The organism is Serratia sp. 14-2641 (assembly GCF_001692375.1).
GTDB classification, from domain to species: domain Bacteria; phylum Pseudomonadota; class Gammaproteobacteria; order Enterobacterales; family Enterobacteriaceae; genus Chania; species Chania fonticola_C.
Genome location: NZ_LXKR01000101.1, coordinates 33,251 through 56,819, shown reverse-complemented (window position 1 = coordinate 56,819; position 23,569 = coordinate 33,251). Strand labels below are relative to the sequence as shown.

The 23,569-nt window shown below is 60.4% G+C and carries 2 protein-coding genes; both read right to left on the bottom strand.

Features of this window, described 5'->3' with window-relative positions; all coding sequences use genetic code 11:
* Positions 1–21: 21 nt before the first annotated feature.
* Positions 22–1,419 (bottom strand): TolC family outer membrane protein, encoded by a 1,398-nt coding sequence (locus tag A6U95_RS28530; RefSeq protein ID WP_173409791.1) that lies wholly within the window; start codon positions 1,417–1,419, stop codon positions 22–24.
* 186 nt (positions 1,420–1,605) lie between these two features.
* Positions 1,606–22,905 carry an Ig-like domain-containing protein gene (locus A6U95_RS28525; RefSeq protein WP_065686954.1) on the bottom strand — a complete coding sequence of 7,100 codons (21,300 nt, stop codon included), beginning with the start codon at positions 22,903–22,905 and terminating at the stop codon, positions 1,606–1,608.
* Positions 22,906–23,569 lie beyond the last annotated feature (664 nt).

Genomic DNA, 23,569 nt, shown 5'->3' with positions numbered 1-23,569 from the left:
CTCCTGGCAAAATCATTCAGACTATAGCGACGGTAAGTTGTCGCCACTGGCTCGTTGGCGCTCGATACCCAACATATCCAATAAGTTGTCGACCGCAGAGGCGTAGCGCACCGCTGCGTCCCAGCCGTCGTACAGGGCGATGACGCGTGAGCTTTCTGCCTGCAGTACGTCTTGTTCCACGCTGAGCAGGTCGTTCAGGCTGCGCTTGCTGAGCTTGTACTCGTCCTGGTAGACGCTGCGGGTGTAGTCCGCGCTGCTCAACTGCTGTGCTCCGGCCAGCTCTCGCTGCTGCGCCCCAATCAGATCCGCATAGGCGGTGGAGGCTTTCTGGTTCATGTCCAGCTTGGCGGCCTCGACCTGAGCCTGTGCCGCCTGACGATCGCCCTCGGCGGCATCGACCTTGGCATTGACCGCGCCGCCCTGGTAGATCGGGGCTTGCACCACTAGCTGCAACTGATCGTTCCAATAGGATTGGGCGTCTTTGCCATCGCTCTCATAGCGGGTGCGGCCAGCCTGGACCGAGATGGTAGGCCAGTGCTGGGCCTCGGCCTGGCGAATGCGCTGGGTAGCGGCCTCCTGCTTGGCCTGGGCGCTGAGCACCGCATTGCTTTTTTGATAGGGCAGCGACTTGAGGGTGATTTTCTGTTGCAACAGTTGCTGCGGCAGGTCCGGCAGTTTATCCGGCACGACGCCGGTCAATACGGTAAGCTGCGCCAGGGCCGAACGGTGCTGGGCGCGATACTGTTCCAGCGTGGCGTTCATCCCGGCGATGCGGGTTTGCGCCTGTAACACGTCGGATTGCGAACTGAGGCCAGCATTGGCCCGCAGCTCGGCGATTTCCTTGACCCGGTTCAGTGACACCAGGTTGCGCTCCGCCGCAGTGCCCAAGTCCTGATAGCGTTTGACCTGCAGGTAAGCCTGCAGCGTTTGCTGGCCCACCTCGGTCATGGTTTGGTACAGCGTGTAGCGATAGGCGTCGGAGAGGTTATTTTGCTCCTCAATGCTGCCGCTGGTTTTGCCGAAGTCATACAGCAACTGGTTCAGGGTTACACCTGCTGAGGCGTTGTTGTTCAAGGTGCCGGAGGAGTCGGTCTGGCTGGATTTGCCAAAATTGCTGTTGAGGGCAATTTGCGGGAACCAGGCGCTTTGCGCCAGCGCCAGATCGGCTTTACCCACGTTAATCTGTGCCGAAGCCTGGGCGATCTGCGGGTTACGAGCAAAGGCTCGCAGGATCGCATCCTGTAACGTCAGCGTCATTACCGAACGTTCTGTCGGTGCGGCTTGCCAGTTAAATTCGACCTGCGGTGCGGCGAGAGTCTGACCTGTCAGCCCGCCTAATCCGCCTAATAACAGTCCGATTGTGGCCGCACGCCGTAGCGTGAGCCGAGCTCCATCCATGCCATAAAGGTGTCTTTTCATTATCGCTACCACGTCTTTGCCGATAACCGCGCTTGGTTGCCGTTTCGGCTTTGTTATTGTGACGATCGTTAATTTCGGCGGCCCGTCTCCCGAACGTAACCGCCGCACTACCTTGGCCTGAACTCTGTCATTCCCATGCCACTGGCTCGCTGCTTACGAGCCAGTGGCTGACGGATGGGCCGGGTACTACACCAGATTGACGTGCAGGCCTTGCTGCACCAGGACATCTCCCAGGGTGTTGCCGCTTTCAAGGGCGGAGTTGTGGTAAACGTCGAACACTTGGCCATCGACCGTCCGTTGGCCCACCGAGCTCCAGGTGCCGCCTTCGGCCTGGGTCAGATTGACCTGGTCACCGACGCTGCCCTTGATCAGCAGGTTGTCACTGGCAGCATCCTTGACGTTCAGCGCCTCGTGCAGATCCAGCGTGATGCTGTTGGTGCCGCTGGTGCCCAAATCGAAGATATCGATGTGTTGCACCTTCAGGCCCAAGGCCGTCAGATCCAGGTTGAGGTTTTTGCCATCCAGCTCCAAGGTATCGATACCCGCGCCGCCGTCGATCGACAGGAAGTCGAGGGCGTTGACGTGGATCACATCGTTACCGCTGCTGCCATGGATGGTGTCGCCGCTGGCAGTAGTGCCATCCGCCAAATTGATGGTGACGCCGCCAATGCTGAAGGTGGTGTCCTCAACCGTGGTAACACCAGCGGTATCGACTGGCAGCGTTGGGTTCACCACCAGCGTGCTGGTGACTGGTTCGTTGGTATCCGTGGTGGTCTGGGTACTGCTGACCTCGCTGGTTGGCGTGCTGGTTTCTGTCGTGGTGTGTTGCACGGCGGCGACCTGGGCATGCTGTACTGTAGTGAGATCGGTCGTGCTGTCGGTGCTGGTGTTTTCGGAACCCGACGTATCCAGTGACAGCGTTTCGACCGCCGCGTTGGCCGTCATCAGCAGTGGCAGTTCGATACCGGATGTCAGCCCCGCAGAGACGCTGACCCCGTTACCCGCCAGGTCTGTGACCGAAGCCGCCACTACGGTGCCCAACAGGGTAGGGATCAGGTTGAGCACGTTCAGACCCTTAAGGGCGTTGGTGGTGTCGAATTTCACCGTCCAATGTCCGGTAGCATCTACGGTGCCTAGCAAGGTGCTACCCAGCAAGGTCACGCTAACCTTCGCGCCTTGCTGCACGTTTAGGCTGGTACCGCTGACGGTCAGGCCGTTGGTCAGAATGCCCAGAGCACCAGTCAGGGTCCCCAGGGCATCGATGCCCAACAACGGCAGCGCATGGATTTTCACCGTGGCATTGGCGTTGGCCGAGCTGGTGTTACCGTAGCGGTCGGTGACGGTTACGCCGACCGACAATGGCCCATCAGCCAGATTGACCAGGTTCAGAGTAGGAACGCTGACGCTCCATTTCCCGTCGTTGCCTACGGCGGCGGTCAATACCAGCCCTCCCACATTGACGCTGACGCTGCCGCCGATGGCGTTGGTGGTGGTGCCGCCGATCAGTTGGTTCAGGTTGGCTTCGCTCAGGTTGAGGAAACCATCGCCAAACAGACTGCCCAGGCTGACGGTCGGCAGGTTGTGGATACCCACGCCCAGATCGGCGCTGATGCTACCGGTTTTCCCTGCGGAGTTGGTGACCGAAACCCCCAGTGACAGATTGCCGTCCAGCAGGCTGGACAGGTTGAGCGGCGTCAGGCTGAGTGACCAGCTACCATCTGCTTTCACCTGGGTGGTGTAGGTATTGCTTCCCAGGTGAACCTGAATGGTAGAGCCTGGTGCGTTGGTAGCGTGACCGCTGATGATCTGGTTGCCGGTCGCTTCCAGCGCATTCAGCAGGCCATCGCCGCCGAACAGCGGATCCAGCGTCAGGGTTGGCAGGGCGTTGATCAGCACGTTGAGTGGGCTAACCTTGCTGACGGTGTTTCCTGCCGCATCGGTGAGGCTGGCGGTGACGTTGGTCAGGCCATCCAACAGCCCTTGCAGATCCAGAGCTGGGATCGGCAACTGCCATTTGCCGGTGGCATCAACGCTCGTGGTGTAGGTGTGGCTGCCCAGCGTCAGGGTGATGGTGGTCCCTGCCGACACGTTACCTGCGTTGCCGCTCAGGATCTGCGGTGACAGCAGGTCGCTCAGATCCAGCGTACCGTCGCCAAACAGCGGGTTCAGCGTCAGCGTTGGCAGAATGGTCGCCACGTTGAGGCCTACGCTGGCACCGCTGGTATTACCTGCCGGATCGGTGACCGTGGCGCTGACGATCAGATTGCCCGCCGCCAGATCCGCCAACTGCAGCGGGTTGATGTTGGCGCTCCAGCTACCGTCTGCACCGACCGTGGCGTTCAGTTGCAGCGTACCGACCTTGATCACCACCTGGGAACCCGCCGCCGCATTGGTGGTGGTACCGCTGATGGTCTGGGTCAGCAGCGCTTCGGCCGCATTGAGGAAGCCGTCGCCGCCAAACAGCGGGTTCAGCGCCAGCGTTGGCAGCTTGTTGACGATCACATCAATCGCCGTATTCAGTACCCCGATGTTACCGGAACCATCCAGCACCGAAACGCCAACGTTGACATTGCCGTCCAGCAGGGTATGCAGATCGGCAGGTTGCAGCACCAGGCTGAACTTGCCGTCGGCACCGACGGTGGTCAGGAAGTTTTTACCGCCAAGAGAAACCTGTACCTGCGCACCTGCGCTGGCGAAGGCCACGGTACCGCTGACGGTTTGCGCTACCAACGCTTCCGCCGCGTTGAGGAAGCCATCACCACCAAACAGCGGATCGAGCGTAATCACCGGCAGTTTCACATCCAACTGTAGCCCGGCAGTGGCGCTGGTGGTGTTACCCACCGCATCGGTCGCCGAGGCGGTGACGGTAAAGTTACCGTTGCCCAGCCCTTGCAGGATACCGAGGATATCCGGCGTGACGGTGGCGCTCCACTTGCCACCATCGCCTACGGTGGCCGTCAGCGTTTGCGAACCGGCAATATCCAGATTGATGGTGGCACCCTTCGCCAGATTGGTGACGGTGCCACCGATAGTCTGGTTCAGCAACAGGTCTGCCACGTTAAGGATACCGTCGCCAAAGATCGGATCCAGCACGATGTGCGGCAGATTGTGGATGATGGCGGTGATATCGATGTTTTTGCTCACCACGTTACCGGCAGAATCGGTCACCGAGACGCCCAGCGCCAGATTGCCGTCGCTCAGGGCGGCCAGATCCAGTGGTGGGATCGACAGGCTCCAGGCTCCACCCGCACCCACGCTAGCGGTATAGGTTTTGGTGCCCAGGCTGACGCTAACGCTGCCGCCGCCGATACCAAGACCGTTAATCACCCCGCTGATGGTTTGTGATACACCGGCTTCTACCGCATTCAGCAGGCCATCGCCAAAGGCGGTGACCGGGCCTATCACTGGCAGGTTCTGCGTAAGGACATCGATATCGATCAGGTCGTTGACCACGTTGCCGTGGGAATCAACGATTTGCACCTGTATCTGCGCCAGACCGTCACCCAACAGGCTCAGTTGGCTTGGCAGCAGCGAGACGCTCCACTGGCCGTTGCCGCCCACGTTGGCATCCAGCGTTATCCCGGCAACGGTGACATGCACCACCGCACCGTTGTAATCGCCGGTGGCGTTACCGCTGATCACCTGAGTCAGCAGCGATTCGGCCAGGTTCAGCACGCCATCACCGCCAAACAGGGCGTTAACCCCCGCACCGAGCGTTTTGTTCAACGCCACGTTCAGCGTCACGTCGGTATGGCTGCTGTTGCCAGCGGTGTCGGTCAGGGTGACGCCGATGATCTGCGGCCCATCGGTCAGGCTTTGCAGATCGAGCGACGGCAGCGGAATGCTCCATTTGCCATCCGGGCCAACAACCACACTGGCGGTCAATGGCCCCAGAGTAACGGTGACGGTTTCGCCAATGCCGCCGGTCCCGGTCAATGTCTGGCCGAGCAGGGCTTCTACCAGCGTCAGGATATTGTCCCCGGTCAGCAGATCGACCGACAGCAGCGGTGCCGTAGTATCGGTAGTAATGACGTGTGTTGCAGGCGTGGTGTTGCCTGCTGCGTCGGACAGGGTGGCATTAATGGTGCTACTGCCCTGTGGCAGGTTAACCAGATCTGCTGGTGGCACGTTGACCGACCAGGTGCCGGCGCCGCTGACCTGCGCACTGTAGGTTTTGCCGTTCAGCGTGACGGTGACAATGCGGCCTGCTTCCGAGACCGAAGCGGTACCGGAGATCGCCTGGGCGACGGTGCTTTCACTGGCGTTCAACACGTCGTTACCCGCGAAGGTATTGATGGTGAGCGTCGGTGGAATGCGGTCGACCAACACGGTTTCGCTGGCGGTAAACACCGTTGGCAGTGGTGTCAGCAAGGTGGTGCTGGCCGAAACCACGATATTGCCGTCAACCGGGAAGGTCACCACAGTGCTGAAGGTGCCATCCGCCAGGGTGGTAACCGGGATCCCCAGTGGCAAACCACCAACGATAATGGTCACTACCTGACCAAGCCCGATCCCACCAACCACTTTACCGGTCAGGTTGATGATCAACCCGACTTCGCTGGCGTTAACGATGTTATCGCCGGTGATCGGATCAACGGTAATAATCTGGCCCGGAGGCGTCAGGTTAACGGTGAAGTTGTGGTTGTCGACGGCAATATTCCCGGCCTGATCGCTGACCTGAGCCGTGATGTTTGGTGTCCCGCTCAGGGCTTTCAGATCGGCTGGTGGCACCGATACACTCCAACTGCCATTCGCCAACACCACCCCGGTATAGGTTTTGCTGTTGAGCGTAACGGTCACCTGTTGCCCAACCGCGACGTTGGTGGAGGTACCGGTTATCAGCTGTACCGATTGGCTCTCGGCATAGTTGATGATGTTATCCGCCGTGAAGTTACTGATGGTGACGGACGGCAGTGTGTTGACCGAAATATGTACCGAAGAACCAGCCGTGCCTTGGTTGCCTGCGGCATCCGTGGCGGTCACGGTGATGGTGTTATCGCCCTCGGCCAATGCTGTTAACTGCGGTGTCGTCAACGCCAGGCTCCAGTTGCCGCCGCTGACCTGTGCGGTAAAGGTTTGGCTACCGATCTTCACGCTAACGGTTGCTGCGTCACCGGCGCTACCAGTGAGGATTTGCCCCAGGTTGGCCTCGGCCAGGTTGAGGAAACCGTCACCAAACGGTGTGTTGATGGTTGGCACCGGCGCGGTGAGATCGCTGGAGAAGTTCAGACTACTGCTGTTGGTGTTGCCCGCGGCATCGGTCGCCGTGACGGTCAGCACGTGTGGCCCATCCAGCAAGGTGCTCAGGGTGGCCGCAGGCAGCGGTAACGACCAGTTGCCGTCGATATCAACCTGCGCGTTGTAACTGACGCCATTGACATCGATCACCACTTTCACCGCCTGGCCTGCGCCATTCACCCCGGTGGTGCCGGTGATCGTCAGCGCACCGGCGGCTTCGCTGATGCTCAGCACACCGTCAACACCAAATGGCGGAATGATGGTAGGAGTCGGCAGCGTCAGCAGGGCGTTAACGTCCAGCGGTGCGGTGGTAGCCGTATTGCCAGCACGGTCCTCGACGGTGACCTCAACGGTATGCTGCCCGTTGGTGAACACGGCAAGCTGTGCTGCGGTGAGTTGCAGAGACCAGCCACCCAGCCCATCGGCTTGAGCGGTAAAGGTCTGCTGATTTGGCAGACCTTCGTCCACCGTCACCGTGACGATCTGGCCGCTGCCGATCAGACCGGTTTTGCCGGTCAGGGTTTGCGTCAGCGCGGCTTCGGCAATATTCAGCAGGCCATCGCCAAACGGTAAGTCCAGGGTTGGCAACGGCAGCTTGTTGACCAGGATCTCCAGCGAGCCGGTAGTGCTATTGGTGTTACCCACTGCATCGGTAACCGTCACCGTAACCGGCCAGTTGCCGTCCGGCAGGCCGAGCAGGGTGGCACTGTCGAGTGGCAGCGTCCAACTACCATCGGCATTTACCGTAGCGTTCAGGGTCAGGCCGTTAACGTTCACTTTCACGGTCTGGCCAAGATTGCTGGCGATGCCGGTGGTGCCGGTAAGGGCTCCGCCCAGCAAGGCTTCGGCGTGGTTGACAATGCCATCGATAAACGGCGTGTCGAACCCGGCCACCGGCAGCCCGGTGAGGATGCTGTCAAAGTCCAGCGTCACGCCGTGGCTGTTGCCGCCTTTATCGGTGGCAACCACGCTGATGGTGTGTGGGCCATCCAGCAGCCCCAGCAGATCGGTGGTTGGCAGGGTGACACTCCACTGGCCGTTGTTGCCGACCGTGGCGTTGTAGTCTTTACCGTTGAGGCTGACCACCACCGTTTGACCGTTGCCGATAATGCCGGTGGTGCCGGTCAACAGCTGATTGACCCCGGCTTCCACCAGGTTCAGTGCGCCGTCGCCAAACGGCAGGTTAATGGTTGGATTCGGCAGGATATGCGACAGGATCTCCAGCGAACCACCGGCGCTGGCAGGGTTACCCGCCGCATCCACGGCGGAGACCACCACCTGCACGGTGCCGTCTGCCAGCAAGGCCAGGGCATTGGCTGGGATCAGCGCGCTCCAGGTACCATCGTTATTCACGATACCGTTCACCACGTAGGTGCCAATCTTGACCAACACCGGAGTGTTAACCAGCAGGTTGGCTGCTGCACCGCCGATTGGCGTAGCAATCCCCAGTTCGGCAATATTAAGAATATTGTCACCGAACAGCGGGTTCAGCGTCAGCGATGGTAGCGTATGGGTGTTGACCGCCACCGTGATGGAGTCTGACACGCTGTTACCTGCGGCGTCGGTGACGCTCACGCCGATGGTCACGCTACCATCCAACAGCCCTTGCAGGATATTGCTTGGGATATTGACGCTCCACGCACCGGTCGTTGGATCCGCCAGGGCGGTGTAAACGTTGGCTCCCAGCGTAACGGTAACGGTCAGGCCCGGATCGGTATGCCCGCTCAACACTTGCCCCAGCAGCGCTTCCGCCAGGTTGAGGATGCCGTCACCAGCGAAGATATCGATCTCCAGTAATGGTGGCACGGTGTCAACAGTGACGTTATGGGTGGCGCTGGCCGGGTTCTCGGCGATATCGGTCACCGAGGCTGTCACGGTCTGCGAGCCTTGTGGCAATGCCTGCACGTCGGCTGATGGAACCGTCGCGCTCCAGCTGCCGTCTGCTTGTACCACTGCGGTGTAGGTTTTGCCGTTAAGCAGCACGCTGACCACCTGGCCAGGCTGCACATGGCTCGATCCCCCGCTGATGATGATGGCAGCATTCGCCTCATTGGCGTTGATGATGTCATCACCGGCAATCACGTTGACCGACAGCTGCGGCAGATTGCCCGCATCGGTGATCACGGTGAGGTTGTGGTTGGCGGTAGCCTGGTTGCCAGAGGTATCGCTAACCGTGGCGGTGATGGTGTCTTTACCGTCTGGCAAGGCCCCCACATCCACAGCCGGAACCTGCAGACTCCAACTGCCGTCCGCGCCGACGATGGCGGTATAGGTTTTGCCATTGAGCGTTACGGTAACCTGTTGCCCTTGTTCGACGCGCTGGCTACCCCCGCTGATGGTCAGCGGCAGGTTGGATTCCGCCAGGCTGAGGTAGTCATCGCCGGACAGGGTGTTGATGGTCAATAGCGGTGCCTGGGCCGGGTCGGTATCCAGGGTGATGCCGTGGCTGACGCTGCCGGTGTTGCCAGCGGCGTCGGTCAAGGTGGCGGTGATGGAGGAGATACCGTTCGGCAGGTTAGCCAAATCGCCAGCCGGAATGGTGACGCTCCAACTGCCATCCGCCAGCACCAGCCCGTTATAGGTTAAGCCGTTGATGGTGACTTTCACTACCACTGGCTGGCCGCTGTCGTTGATCGGTGCAGTACCGGTGATTTGCAGCGCTTGCTGGCTTTCGGCGATGTTGATGATGTCATCACCGCTGACGGTGTTGATGGTCAGCACCGGCACGGTCAGATCGACCGTGGCGCTGGAGGTGATGCTGGAAGTGTTGCCAGCCACGTCGCCGACGGTGACCCCAATGCTGGTTGGGCCGTCAGGCAGGGCCGCCAGATCGGCACTTGGTACGCTCACGCTCCAGTTGCCGTTGTTATCGACGATGCCGGTATAGGTTTTCCCTCCCAGTACCACGCTGACGGTTTGCCCGCTACCGCTGATGCCGGTGGTGCCGCTCAGCGTTTGATCGCTGGTGGATTCCGCCTTGTTCAGATAGCCATCACCAAACGGCGTGTTCAAGGTGGCAACCGGCAGGCTGTTGATCAGCACACCCAACTGCTGCGAACCGGTGACCAGATTGCCCGCTTCGTCGGTGGCACTGACGGTGACGGTCAGGTTGCCATCGCCCAGGATCGTCAGATCGGCTGAAGGAACGGTCGTCGTCCAACTGCCATCGGCCTGCACTATCGCCTCGTAGAACTTACCGTTCAGTGCAATGGTGACCGTCGCACCGGCGGCAACGTTGGTGGAACTCCCGCTGATGCTGATCCCTGCGGCGGCTTCGATGGCGTTCAACTGGTTATCGCCGGTGATTGGAGCAATCGCCAGGGCGCTCTGAGTGAGATCGACCGTAACGTCATGGGTGGCGCTGGCCGGGTTACCGGCTTTATCGGTTACGTCGGCGGTGATCGTTAAACTGCCGTTGGTCAGCAGAGCCAGGTCGGCCGCCGGTACGCTGGTGCTCCAGGAACCGTCTGCCTGCACGGTGGCGGTATAGGTTTTGCCATTGAGGGTGATGGAAACGATCTGCCCGGCTTCAACATTCAGGCTGCTGCCGCTCAGGGTTTGCGTTGCCTGCACCTCGGCACCGTCAATAATATTATTGCCCGCAAAGGTGCCGATGGTCAGCACCGGTGCGTTCAACGCGCTGGCATCAACCCCGATGGCGTGGGTGACGCTGGTGCTGTTACCGGCGCTATCTGTCAGGGTGGCGACCAGGTTATAGCTGCCATCGGACAGTGCGGTGAGATCGGCGGTTGGCAGAGAAGTGCTCCACGAGCCGTCCGGCTGAACCACTGCGGTGTAGGTTTTACCGTTCAACGTCAGCGTCACGGTACGACCAGCATCCCCGATGGAGGCGGTGCCGGAGACGGTCTGGTTGAGCAGCACCTCCGCGCTGTTAAGCACGTCATCCCCGGCAATCACACTGACGGTGAGGGTTGGAGCGACCTTATCGACCACGACAGTGCCGTTCAGGGTATTGCTGTTGCCCGCAGCATCGGTGACTACGACGTTGAGCAATGGCGTCCCATCCGGCAATGCCTGCAAATCGCCAACCGGAACGGTGACGCTCCAGTTGCCGCTATCGTCCACGGTACCGGTGTAGGTTTTATCCCCAAGGGTCACGGTCACGGTTTGCCCCGGCGTGGTGATGCCGGTGGAGCCGGTGATGGTCTGCGGCTGGCCCGCTTCCGTACCGTTCAGGATGCCATCGCCAAACGGCGTATTGAGGGTGGCGTCCGGCAGGTTATGGATAAATACGCCCAAGGTATGGCTGCTGCTGACCGGGTTACCGGCCTGGTCGACAGCGGAAACGCTCAGGTTGATATTGCCGTCTGCCAACAACGCCAGATCGGCTGGTGGTACCAGCACGCTCCAGGAACCGTCCGCCAGCGTAATGCCGGTGTAGGTTTTACCGTTCAGCGTCACGGTCACGCTTGCGCCGGTAGCCAGGTTGAGGCTGCTGCCGTTGATGGCTAATGGCAGCAGGCTTTCGGCCAGATTCAGCTTATCGTCACCGGCAATCACGTCGATGGCGATGCCGCTCAGGGCCGTGTTGACCACCACGTTATGCGTTGCCGTTGCCGGGTTGCCGGAGGTATCGCTAACGGTGACGCTAATGGTGCTGTTGCCCTGAGCCAGTTGGCCCAGATCGGCGGCGGATACGCTGGTGCTCCAGGTACCGTCTGCCAGCACGGTGGCGGTGTAGGTTTTGCCATTCAGCGTGATGGTCACCAACTGGCCCGCTTCTACATGGGTGGTGGTGCCGCTCAGCGTCTGGCTGGTTTTCACCTCTGCGCCGTCGATAATATCGTTACCGGCAAACACATTGATGCTCAAGGTTGGCAGATCCAGCGGATTGGCATCGATCGTCACGGTATGGGTGACGGTGGTGGTGTTGCCCGCTGCATCGCTCAGGGTGGTGGTTAATGGATAACTGCCATCACCCATTGCTTGCAGATCGGCGCTTGGGATGGTGGCACTCCAGGTGCCGTCGTTGGCAACTACCCCGGTGTAGGACTTACCGTTGAGGGTCACCGTGACGGTACGCCCGGCATCACCGATGGAAGCGGTGCCGGAAACCACCTGGTCGCTGAGGCTTTCCAGGGCGTTAACCTTGTCATCCCCGGCAAACGGCTTGACCGCCAGAGTTGGTGGCACCAGATCGACCTGCGCCGTAGTGCTGCCAGGCACGCTGTTACCTGCGGAGTCCGTAGCGGATACGCTGATGGTGTTGCTGCCCGCTGGCAGGTTTTGCAGATCGGCCGATGGGATGGAAACGCTCCAGTTACCGCTGCCATCCACGGTTGCGGTATAAGTTTTGCCACCCAGAGTGACGATCACGCTTTGTCCCGCACCAGGGATGCCGGTGCTGCCGCTCAGCAGTTGTGCTGTGGCGGCCTCAGCCTGGTTGAGGAAACCATCGCCAAACGGCAGGTTGATGGTTGGCTCCGGCAGGGTATGGATATGCACGTCCAGTGAATGACTGTCGCTGACCGGATCGACACCCGGGTTGGAGACGCTGGCGGTGACCGTCGTCAGGCCGTCTTGCAGTGCCAGCAGATCGGCGCTGTTCACCGATACGCTCCAACTGCCGTTGGCCAGAACAGCGCCGGTGTAGGTCTTGCCGTTCAAGGTTACGGTAACGGTTTGGCCAGCGTTCACATTGACGGTGGTCCCGCTGATGGTCAGCGGCTGTGAGGCCTCGGTCAGGTTCAGCTTATCGTCACCGGCAATCAGGTTGATGGCGATGCTTTCCACCGCCGTATCAACGCTGATGGTATGGCTGCTGGTGGCCGGGTTGCCTGCCTGATCGCTGACGCTGGCGGTGATGGTAGCCTGGCCATTGGCCAGCAACGCCATATCGGCCGCCGGAACGTTAACGCTCCAGCCGCCGCCTACCTGCACGCTGGCGAAGTAGGTTTTGCCGTTCAGGGTTAGCGTCACGGTCTGGCCGACTTCGACATTGGTGGTGGTACCGGACAGGGCCTGAGTGACCAGCGCTTCGGCCCCGTTAACGATATCGTCCCCGGCGAATGCGCCGATGCTCAGCGTTGGCAGATTGGCCGGGTTGGCATCGATATTGAGGCTGTGGGTGACGCTGGTGCTGTTGCCCGCCGCGTCGGTGAGGGTAGCGACCAGGTTATGGCTGCCATCGCTGAGCGCTTGCAGATCGGCAGCGGGCACGCTGGTGCTCCACGATCCATCTGGCTGCACCACGGCGGTGTAGGTTTTGCCGTTCAAGGTCAGGGTGACGGAGCGGCCTGCATCCGCGACCGAGGCAGTGCCGGACACGGTTTGTGCCACCAGTACTTCGGCGGCGTTCAGCACATCATCCCCGGCAACCAAGCCCACGGTGAGGGTAGGCGCAGTGGCATCAACGGTGACGGTGGTGTTCAGCGTATTGCTGTTACCGGCGGCATCGGAGACCACTACAGACAAGGCTGGCGTGCCGTCTGGCAGCGCTTGCAGATCGGCCGCAGGGACGGTGACGCTCCAGTTGCCACTGCCGTCTACGGTGCCGGTGTAGGTTTTACCGCCCAAGGTCACGGTAACGGTTTGCCCCGGCGTGGTGATGCCGGTGGACCCCGTGAGTGTCTGAGGCTGGCCCGCTTCCGTGCCGTTCAGAATGCCGTCGCCAAACGGTGTATTTAGGGTGGCTTCTGGCAGGCTATGGGTAAATACGCCCAGGTTGTGGCTGTCGCTGACCGGGTTACCGGCCTGATCGGTGGCGGTGACGGTCACGGTGGTGGTGCCATCGGCCAGCAACGCCAAGTCGGCGGCAGGCACGGAGACGCTCCAGGAGCCGTCTGCCAGCGTGGTGCCGGTGTAGGTTTTACCGTTCAAGGTGACGGTAACCGTAGCCCCCACGGCCAGGTTGGTGCTGCTACCGCTGATGGCCAACGGCAGCAGGCTTTCCGCCAGGTTGAGTTTGTCATCACCGGCAATCACGGCAATCGACAGCCCGCTGAGGTCGGTATCGACGGTCACCTGATGACTGCCGCTGGCTGGGTTACCTGCACTGTCGTTGACGGTGGCGGTAATGGTGGTCTGGCCGTTGGCCAGTAGCGCCAGATCGGCAGCCGGTACGCTGGTGCTCCAGGAGCCATCCGCCAAGACGGTCGCCGTATAGGTTTTACCGTTCAGCGTAATGGTCACGATCTGGCCCGTTTCCACATGGGTGGAGGTACCAGACAGGGTCTGAGCGGTTTTGACTTCCGCACCGTCGATAATGTCGTTACCGGCAAACACGCCGATGCTGACGGTCGGCAGGTTGGCCGGGTTGGCATCGACGTTGATGCTGTGGGTGACGCTGGTGCTGTTGCCTGCGGCATCGGTGAGGATCGCCACCAGGTTGTGGCTACCGTCGCTGAGCGCTTGCAGATCGGCAGCGGGTACGCTGGCGCTCCACGAACCATCTGGCTGCACCACGGCGGTGTAGGTTTTGCCGTTCAAGGTCAGGGTGACGGTGCGACCCGCATCCGCGATTGAGGCGCTGCCGGAGACGCTCTGTGCCACCAACACTTCGGCGGCGTTCAGCACGTCATCGCCAGCAATCAGGCCCACGGTGAGGGTAGGCGCGGTTGTATCGACGGTGACGGTGGTATTCAGCGTATTGCTGTTACCGGCAGTATCGGTAACCGTGACGGTCAAGGCCGGCGTGCCGTCTGGCAGCGCTTGCAGATCGGCAGCAGGAACGCTGACGCTCCAGTTGCCACTGCCGTCTACGGTGCCGGTGTAGGTTTTGCCGCCCAAGGTCACGGTAACGGTCTGGCCTGGCGTGGTGATGCCGGTGGACCCCGTGAGTGTCTGAGGCTGGCCCGCTTCCGTGCCGTTCAGAATGCCATCGCCAAACGGCGTGTTCAGGGTGGCGTCTGGCAGGCTATGGATAAACACGCCCAGATCGTGGCTGCCGCTGACCGGGTTACCGGCCTGATCGACGGCGGTCACGCTGAGGGTGGTGGTACCATCGGCCAGCAAGGCCAAGTCGGCCGCAGGCACGGTGACGCTCCAGGAGCCGTCTGCCAGCGTGGTACCGGTGTAGGTTTTACCGTTGAGCGTAACGGTCACGGTTGCACCCGTGGCCAGGTTGGCACTGCCGCCGTTGATGACCAACGGCAACTGGCTTTCCGCCAGGCTGAGTTTGTCGTCACCGGCAATCACGGCGATAGACAGCCCGCTGAGGTCGGTATCGATGGTCACGTCATGGCTGGCACTGGCCGGGTTCCCGGCGCTGTCGCTGACGGTGGCGGTAATGGTGGTCTGGCCGTTGGCCAGCAGTGCCAGATCGGCTGCCGGTACGCTGGTGCTCCAGGAACCGTCTGCCAGTACGGTGGCGGTGTAGGTTTTGCCGTTCAGGGTGAGGGTGACGGTCTGGCCTGCTTCCACATGGGCAGTGGTACCAGACAGGGTCTGGGCGGTTTTCACTTCGGCGCCGTCGACAATGTCGTTACCAGCAAACACGCCGATGCTGACGGTCGGCAGGTTGGCCGGGTTGGCATCGACGCTGATGCTGTGGGTCACGCTGGTGCTGTTGCCCGCCGCATCGGTGAGGGTGGCCACCAGGTTGTGGCTACCGTCGCTGAGCGCTTGCAGATCGGCGGCTGGCAGTGAGGCGCTCCAGGTGCCGTCCGGTTGTACTACGGCGGTGTAGGTTTTGCCGTTCAAGGTCAGTGTGACGGTGCGGCCTGCATCACCAATCGAGGCGGTGCCGGACACGGTCTGTGCCACCAACACTTCGGCGGCATTCAGCACATCATCGCCAGCAATCAGGCCCACGGTCAGGGTTGGTGCGGTTGCATCGACGGTGACGGTGGTGTTCAACGTGTTGCTGTTGCCAGCGGCATCGGTGACCACTACAGACAAGGCCGGAGTGCCGTCTGGCAGCGCTTGCAGATCGGCAGCAGGAACGCTGACGCTCCAGTTGCCGCTGCCATCCACGGTGCCGGTATAGGTTTTACCGCCCAGGGTGACCGTAACGGTTTGCCCCGGCGTGGTGATGCCGGTGGACCCCGTGAGGGTCTGTGGCTGACCTGCCTCTGCGCCATTCAGGATGCCATCACCAAACGGCGTGTTCAGCGTGGCGTCCGGCAGCGTGTGGATAAACACGCCCAGGTTGTGGCTGTTGCTGACCAGGTTGCCGCCCTGATCGACGGCGCTGACGCTGACGGTGGCGGTGCCATCGGCCAGCAGTGCCAAATCGGCGGCCGGGACCTGAACGCTCCATGAGCCGTCTGGCAGGGTCAGGCCGATGTAAATCTTGCCATTCAGCGTCACGGTAACGATGGCACCGAGCGGCAGATTGGCGCTGTCGCCGGAGATCGTCAGCGGTTGCAGACTTTCGGCCAGATTCAGTTTGTCATCCCCTGCGATCACGGAGATGGACAGCCCACTGAGGTTGGTATCGACGGTCACGTCATGGCTGGCGTTGGCCGGGTTACCGGCGCTGTCGCTGACGGTGGCGGTAATGGTGGTCTGGCCGTTGGCCAACAGTGCCAGGTCGGCTGCGGGTACGCTGGTGCTCCAGGAGCCGTCTGCCAGCACGGTGGCGGTGTAGGTTTTGCCGTTCAGGGTGAGGGTGACGGTCTGGCCTGCTTCCACGTGGGTGGTGGTACCGGTCAGGGTCTGAGCGGTTTTCACTTCGGCGCCGTCGACAATGTCGTTACCGGCGAACACGTTGATGCTGAGCGTCGGCAGGTTGGCCGGGTTGGCATCCACACCGAGGACATGGGTAGTGCTGGTGCTGTTCCCTGCGGCATCGGTGAGGGTAGCGACCAGGTTATGGCTGCCATCGCTGAGCGCTTGCAGATCGGCAGCGGGCACGCTGGTGCTCCATGAACCATCCGGTTGCACCACCGCAGTGTAAGTCTTGCCGTTCAAGGTCAGGGTCACGGTGCGGCCTGCATCACCAATCGAGGCGGTGCCGGACACGGTCTGTGGCACCAACACTTCGGCGGCATTCAACACATCATCCCCGGCCACCACATTAACGGTGAGGGTTGGTGCGGTTTCATCAACGGTGACGGTGGTATTCAACGTGTTGCTGTTACCGGCGGCATCTGTGACGGTCACTGACAAGGTTGGTGTGCCGTCCGGCAGCGCTTGCAGATCGGTGGCAGGAACGGTGGCGCTCCAGTTACCGCTGGCATCCACGGTGCCGGTATAGGTTTTGCCGCCCAGGGTAACCGTGACGGTCTGCCCAGGCGTGGTGATGCCGGTGGACCCCGTGAGTGTCTGAGGCTGGCCCGCTTCTGCACCGTTCAGGATGCCATCGCCAAACGGCGTGTTCAGGGTGGCGGTTGGCAGGCTATGGATAAACACATTCAGATCGTGGCTGCCGCTGACCGGATTACCGGCCTGATCGACGGCGGTGACGGTCACGGTGGTGGTGCCATCGGCCAGCAACGCCAGGTCGGCGGCAGGCACGGAGACGCTCCAGGAGCCGTCTGCCAGCGTGGTGCCGGTGTAGGTTTTACCGTTCAGGGTGACGGTAACCGTAGCCCCCACGGCCAGGTTAGTGCTGCTACCGCTGATGGCCAACGGCAGCAAGCTTTCCGCCAGGCTGAGTTTGTCATCACCAGCGATGACGGCGATAGACAGGCCGCTGAGGTCGGTATCGACGGTCACGTCATGGCTGGCGCTGGCTGGGTTCCCGGCACTGTCGCTGACGGTGGCGGTAATGGTGGTCTGGCCGTTGGCCAACAGTGCCAAATCGGCTGCGGGCACGTTGGTGCTCCAGGAGCCGTCTGCCAAGACGGTCGCCGTATAGGTTTTACCGTTCAGCGTGAGGGTGACGGTCTGCCCGGCTTCCACGTGGGTGGTGGTACCGGACAGGGTCTGGGCGGTTTTCACTTCGGCGCCATCGACAATGTCGTTACCGGCAAACACGCCGATGCTGACGGTTGGCAGGTTGGCCGGGTTGGCATCCACACCGAGGACATGGGTAGTGCTGGTGCTGTTCCCCGCGGCATCGGTGAGGGTAGCGACCAGGTTATGGCTGCCATCGCTGAGTGCTTGTAGATCGGCGGCGGGCAATGACGCACTCCACGAACCATCCGGTTGCACTACGGCGGTGTAAGTCTTGCCGTTCAAGGTCAGGGTCACGGTGCGGCCCGCATCCGCTACCGAGGCGGTGCCGGACACGGTTTGCGCCACCAGCACTTCGGCGGCATTCAGCACATCATCCCCGGCCACCACGTTAACGGTGAGGGTTGGCGCGGTCTCATCGACGGTGACGGTGGTGTTCAGCGTGTTGCTGTTGCCCGCCGCATCGGTGACCGTCACGGTCAAGGCTGGCGTGCCGTCCGGCAGCGCTTGCAGATCGGCGCTTGGCAGCGTGACGCTCCAGTTGCCGTTGGCATCCACGGTGCCGGTGTAGGTTTTACCACCCAGGGTGACGGTAACGCTCTGCCCAGGCGTGGTGATGCCGGTGGACCCCGTGAGGGTCTGCGGCTGGCCCGCTTCTGCACCGTTCAGGATGCCATCGCCAAACGGCGTGTTCAGGGTCACGTCCGGCAGACCATGGATAAATACGCCCAGGTTGTGGCTGTCGCTGACCAGGTTACCGGCCTGATCGACGGCGGTGACGGTCACGGTGGTGGTGCCATCGGCCAGCAACGCCAGGTCGGCGGCAGGCACGGAGACGCTCCAGGAGCCGTCTGCCAGCGTGGTGCCGGTGTAGGTTTTACCGTTCAGGGTGACGGTAACCGTAGTCCCGACGGCCAGGTTGGCGCTGCTGCCGTTAATGGCCAGCGGCAGCTGGCTTTCCGCCAGGCTGAGTTTGTCGTCACCGGCAATCACGGCGATAGACAGCCCGCTGAGGTCGGTATCGATGGTCACGTCATGGCTGCCACTGGCCGGGTTCCCGGCACTGTCGCTGACGGTGGCGGTAATGGTGGTCTGGCCGTTGGCCAGCAGTGCCAGATCCGCAGCCGGTACGCTGGTGCTCCAGGAACCGTCTGCCAGCACGGTAGCGGTGTAGGTTTTGCCGTTCAGCGTGAGGGTGACGGTCTGGCCTGCTTCCACATGGGCAGTGGTGCCAGACAGGGTCTGGGCGGTTTTCACTTCGGCGCCATCGATAATGTCGTTACCGGCAAACACGCCGATGCTGATGGTCGGCAGATTGGCCGGGTTGGCATCGACGTTGATGCTGTGAGTCACGCTGGTGCTGTTACCCGCAGTATCGGTGAGGGTGGCGACCAGGTTATGGCTGCCATCGCTGAGCGCTTGCAGATCGGCGGCGGGCAGGCTGGTGCTCCACGATCCATCCGGTTGTACTACGGCGGTGTAAGTCTTGCCGTTCAAGGTCAGGGTCACGGTGCGGCCCGCATCGGCGACCGAGGCGGTGCCGGACACGGTTTGCGCCACCAGCACTTCGGCGGCGTTCAGCACATCATCGCCAGCAATCAGGCCCACGGTGAGCGTTGGCGCGGTCTCATCGACGGTGACGGTGGTGTTCAGCGTATTGCTGTTGCCCGCCGCATCGGTGACCGTGACGGTCAAGGCCGGTGTGCCGTCTGGCAACGCTTGCAGGTCGGCGCTTGGCAGCGTGACGCTCCAGTTGCCGTTGGCATCCACGGTGCCGGTATAGGTTTTGCCGCCCAGAGTCACGGTGACCGTTTGCCCCGGGCTGGTGATGCCGGTGGTGCCGGTAAGCGTCTGTGACTGACCCGCCTCTGCGCCATTCAGGATGCCATCGCCAAACGGCGTGTTCAGGGTCACGTCCGGCAGGCCATGGATAAACACGCCCAGATTATGGCTATCGCTGACCGGATTACCGGCCTGATCGACGGCGCTCACGGTCACGGAGGCGTTACCATCGGCCAGCAAGGCCAGGTCGGCGGCAGGCACGGTGACGCTCCACGAGCCGTCTGCCAGCGTGGTGCCGGTGTAGGTTTTACCGTTCAAGGTCACGGTAACCGTAGTCCCGACGGCCAGGTTGGCGCTGCTGCCGTTGATGGCCAGCGGCAGCTGGCTTTCCGCCAGGCTGAGTTTGTCGTCACCGGCAATGACGGCGATAGACAGCCCGCTCAGGCTGGTGTCGACGGTCACGTCATGGCTGGCGTTGGCCGGGTTACCGGCGCTGTCGCTGACGGTGGCGGTAATGGTGGTCTGGCCGTTGGCCAGCAGCGCCAGATCGGCTGCGGGTACGCTGGTACTCCAGGAGCCGTCTGCCAGCACGGTAGCGGTGTAGGTTTTACCGTTCAGGGTGAGGGTGACGGTCTGGCCTGCTTCCACATGGGCAGTGGTGCCAGACAGGGTCTGGGCGGTTTTCACTTCGGCGCCATCGATAATGTCGTTACCGGCAAACACGCCGATGCTGACGGTTGGCAGGTTGGCCGGGTCGGCATCGACGCTGACGCCGTGGGTGACGCTGGTGCTGTTGCCTGCGGCATCGGTGAGGGTGGCGACCAGGTTGTGGCTGCCATCGCTGAGCGCTTGCAGATCGGCGGCGGGCAGGCTGGTGCTCCACGATCCATCCGGTTGCACTACGGCGGTGTAAGTCTTGCCGTTCAAGGTCAGGGTGACGGTGCGGCCCGCATCGGCAACGGACGCGGTGCCGGACACGGTCTGCGCCACCTGCACCTCGGCAGCGTTGAGGATATCGTCGCCCGCGATGGTATTGATGGTGAGGGTTGGCGCGGTCTCATCGACGGTGACGGTGGTGTTCAGCGTATTGCTGTTGCCCGCCGCATCGGTGACCGTCACGGTCAAGGCTGGCGTGCCATCTGGCAGCGCTTGCAGATCGGCGGCAGGAAGGGTGACGCTCCAATGGCCGCTGCCATCCACGGTGCCGGTGTAGGTTTTACCGCCCAGAGTCACGGTGACCGTTTGCCCCGGGCTGGTGATGCCGGTGGTGCCGGTAAGCGTCTGTGGCTGACCCGCCTCTGCGCCATTCAGGATGCCATCACCAAACGGCGTGTCCAGTGTCACCGCAGGCAAATCATGAGTGTAAACGTCCAGATTGTGCGTGGTGGTTACGGTAGAACCATCGTTGCCTGTCACGCTGGCAGAAATGGTGTTGTTGCCTTCGGCCAGCAGTTGCAGATCGGCGCTAGGCACCTGCAATGTCCAACTGCCGTCGGCCAATACCAGAGCGGTATAGGTTTTGCCATTGAGCGTGACGGTAACGGTAGCCCCGGTGGCGACGTTGGCCGTGGTGCCGCTGATGGCAAGAGGAAGCCCGGCTTCGACGGCGTTGAGCTTATCGTCGGAAGAGACAATGCCGATATTGATGGCCGAGAGTTGGTTATCTACGGTGATAAGCTGCGGCGCAGTGGTTGTCGTATTGCCAGCCTGATCGCTAAGCGTGGCGACCATCTCATAGCTGCCGTTGGTCAGGGCGGCCATATCTGCGGCAGGCACGCTGATGCTCCATTTGCCATCTGCGCCTACGATCCCGGTATAGGTTTTGCCATTGAATGACACGCTGACCACTAGCCCGGCTTCGCTGACGGAGGCGGTGCCAGTAATATTTTGCGCGGATTTTTGCTCGTCGGCGGTGACGACATCATCGCCGGTAAATTTATCCAGCGTCAGCACCGGTGGCACGGTATCTACCTGCAAGTGCTCCGTCACGGTGGTGCTGTTACCTGCGCTGTCGGTGGCCGTCACGGTGAGGGGATTATCCCCTTGGGCCAACGCCTGCAGATCTGCGGCAGGCAGTACCAGGCTCCACTTGCCATCCGCGCCAGTAACTGCGGTGTAGGTTTTACCATTCAGGGTAACGACAATGCTCTGGCCTGGATTGCTGGTGCCGCTCAGGGTCTGTGATGTTTGCGCCTCGGCGGCGTTGAGTACATCGTCTCCGGCCAGTTTGTTGACGGTCAGAACGGGGGCGGTCAAATCGACGGTGATGTTCTCATGCGCATTGGCGCTTTGGCCTGCTTTGTCGGTGACGGTGGCATTGAGCGTGATCGAACCATTGGCCAGCGCGGCCAGATCGGCGGCAGGCAGTGAAAGCGACCAACTGCCATCGCCTTGAACCACGGCGCTATAGGTTTTGCCGTTCAAGGTGATGGTAACGGTTTGCCCCGCTTCGACATTTTGCGTATGGCCGCTCAGCGTTTGGGTGCTTTTCGCTTCGTTGGCGTTGATCACGTTATCGCCGGTCAGGGCGCTAATCGTGATCTGAGGGGTAGGATTAACTACGGTGGTATCAACCGAGATCTGATGATCGACCGTGGTTTGGTTGCCCGCTTTATCGACGGAGGTCACGATTAACTCGTAGTTACCGTTTTTCAGCAAAGCCAGATCTGCCGCAGGCAGTTGCAGGCTCCACTTGCCATTGCTACCCACTGTCGTGGTGTAGGTTTTTCCGTTCAGGGTAATGGTTATTGTCAGCCCGGCTTCGCCGGTACCGCTCAGCGCCTGTGCCGCTTTTAACTCGGCACCGGTCAGATGGTCATCGCCGGTTAGTTTGTTGACGGTTAAGACAGGCGGGGTGGTATCGACCAGTACGCTGATCGTTTTTTCGACGCTGATCCCATCCTGGTTAGTCACTTTAACCGTCAGTTGATAATTGCCGTCTTTCAGGCCAGCAAGCGCTGTAGAGCTGAAATCAAAGCTCCACTTGCCATCGGCCCCGACGGTAGTAGTGTAACTTTTACCGTTGAGCGTCAGCGTGATGGTCGCGCCCGCAGCAACGCCGGTGGTCAGGCCACTCAGCAACTGGGCAATTTTAACTTCACTGGCGTTCAGAACGTTGTCCTGACCCAGTTTTCCGACGGTCAGGGTAGGTTGTTCTGGCGGTACGGACGGTTCGTCATTGCGGTGGTCGTTCTTCCCCGTCCCGGTAGCGATGGCGACGCCAGCCCCAAGCGCCAGGCCAGCCAGAATGGCGGCAATGGCACCGTTGGACAATTCATGATTGTTAATCAGCAGAGGCGAAACGTCAGACAGTGATTCAAACTGCGGTGTGATCAGCATGGGTTCGGCGGTAGCGGCGGTTGCCGGGAATATCGCGTGCTGAATGGCACCATTGCCATCATCAAACACCAATTCGCTGTGTTTGCCGTCGGCGTCCAGTTCAAAGAAGCTTTGATAACGCACCGTTGTGCCATCTTTCATGTGCACGATCAGATCGTTACCTTGGCGTTCATAGCTGCTCACCAAAGCCTGAGTGCCATGGATCCGCACAATGCTGCTTTGCGTCAGGCTTACGGAACGGGTACCGGTTGTGACGTCTGCGATTTTTGCACCGCCGTGACGAGCAATAATATCAACAGCCCCAAGGGTAAAATTGGATTGTGCCATGTGGTTAGCCTCTGAACGCCAAAGTTAATTTGCATAGCGCGCCAAAGCCGCGGGTGTGACTTTTGTAGGCGCGCTGGAATGCCCAAGGGGGGGCCCTAGAGCTAAATTTAACCTGGTGTTTTGATGACTAATTAATACAAAGTTAACTATAAACTCATCCCTGAAAGGGTTTTATGATTAAGTTTCCTAACTTATCTGTGAGGTAAGGTATAAGCGAGCTTTGATAAAAATGCCATAGGTGGCAATGATTATTGTGCCTGCTTGTTATTGATAAAAATTCTTATCTGCCAGGGTGGATTAGTATCCATATGAAATTAATGGTTTCTAAAACTACCCGGTCACTTTATTTTTTTTAAGATAAACTGCATTTTACTTACCTGTTACCCTATCGATGAATAAAAATAAAATTATACAAAATCAATTGGTTAACTTTTTTATTTCGAGGGTTGTACTTATTTTAAAGTTGGTGCTACCGAGAGGGATAAATAAGGCCATTACATGACAAAACTAACGGTTATTGAGGGTTTTATTGGCACTTATCTGCGGAATAATAAAGGGGTATTTTTTGAAACTGTGAAGTAAAGATTATTTATTTATAAGTTATGCTACTGATTTTATGGGGCCGCATAAGAAAACCTTCATGTTATAGGGTGGGGCGTGGCGG

Bases quoted from the DNA above. Each gene is read 5' to 3' on its own strand.
- A6U95_RS28530 (WP_173409791.1), bottom strand. From the start codon at position 1,419: ATGAAAAGACACCTTTATGGCATGGATGGAGCTCGGCTCACGCTACGG.
- A6U95_RS28525 (WP_065686954.1), bottom strand. From the start codon at position 22,905: ATGGCACAATCCAATTTTACCCTTGGGGCTGTTGATATTATTGCTCGT.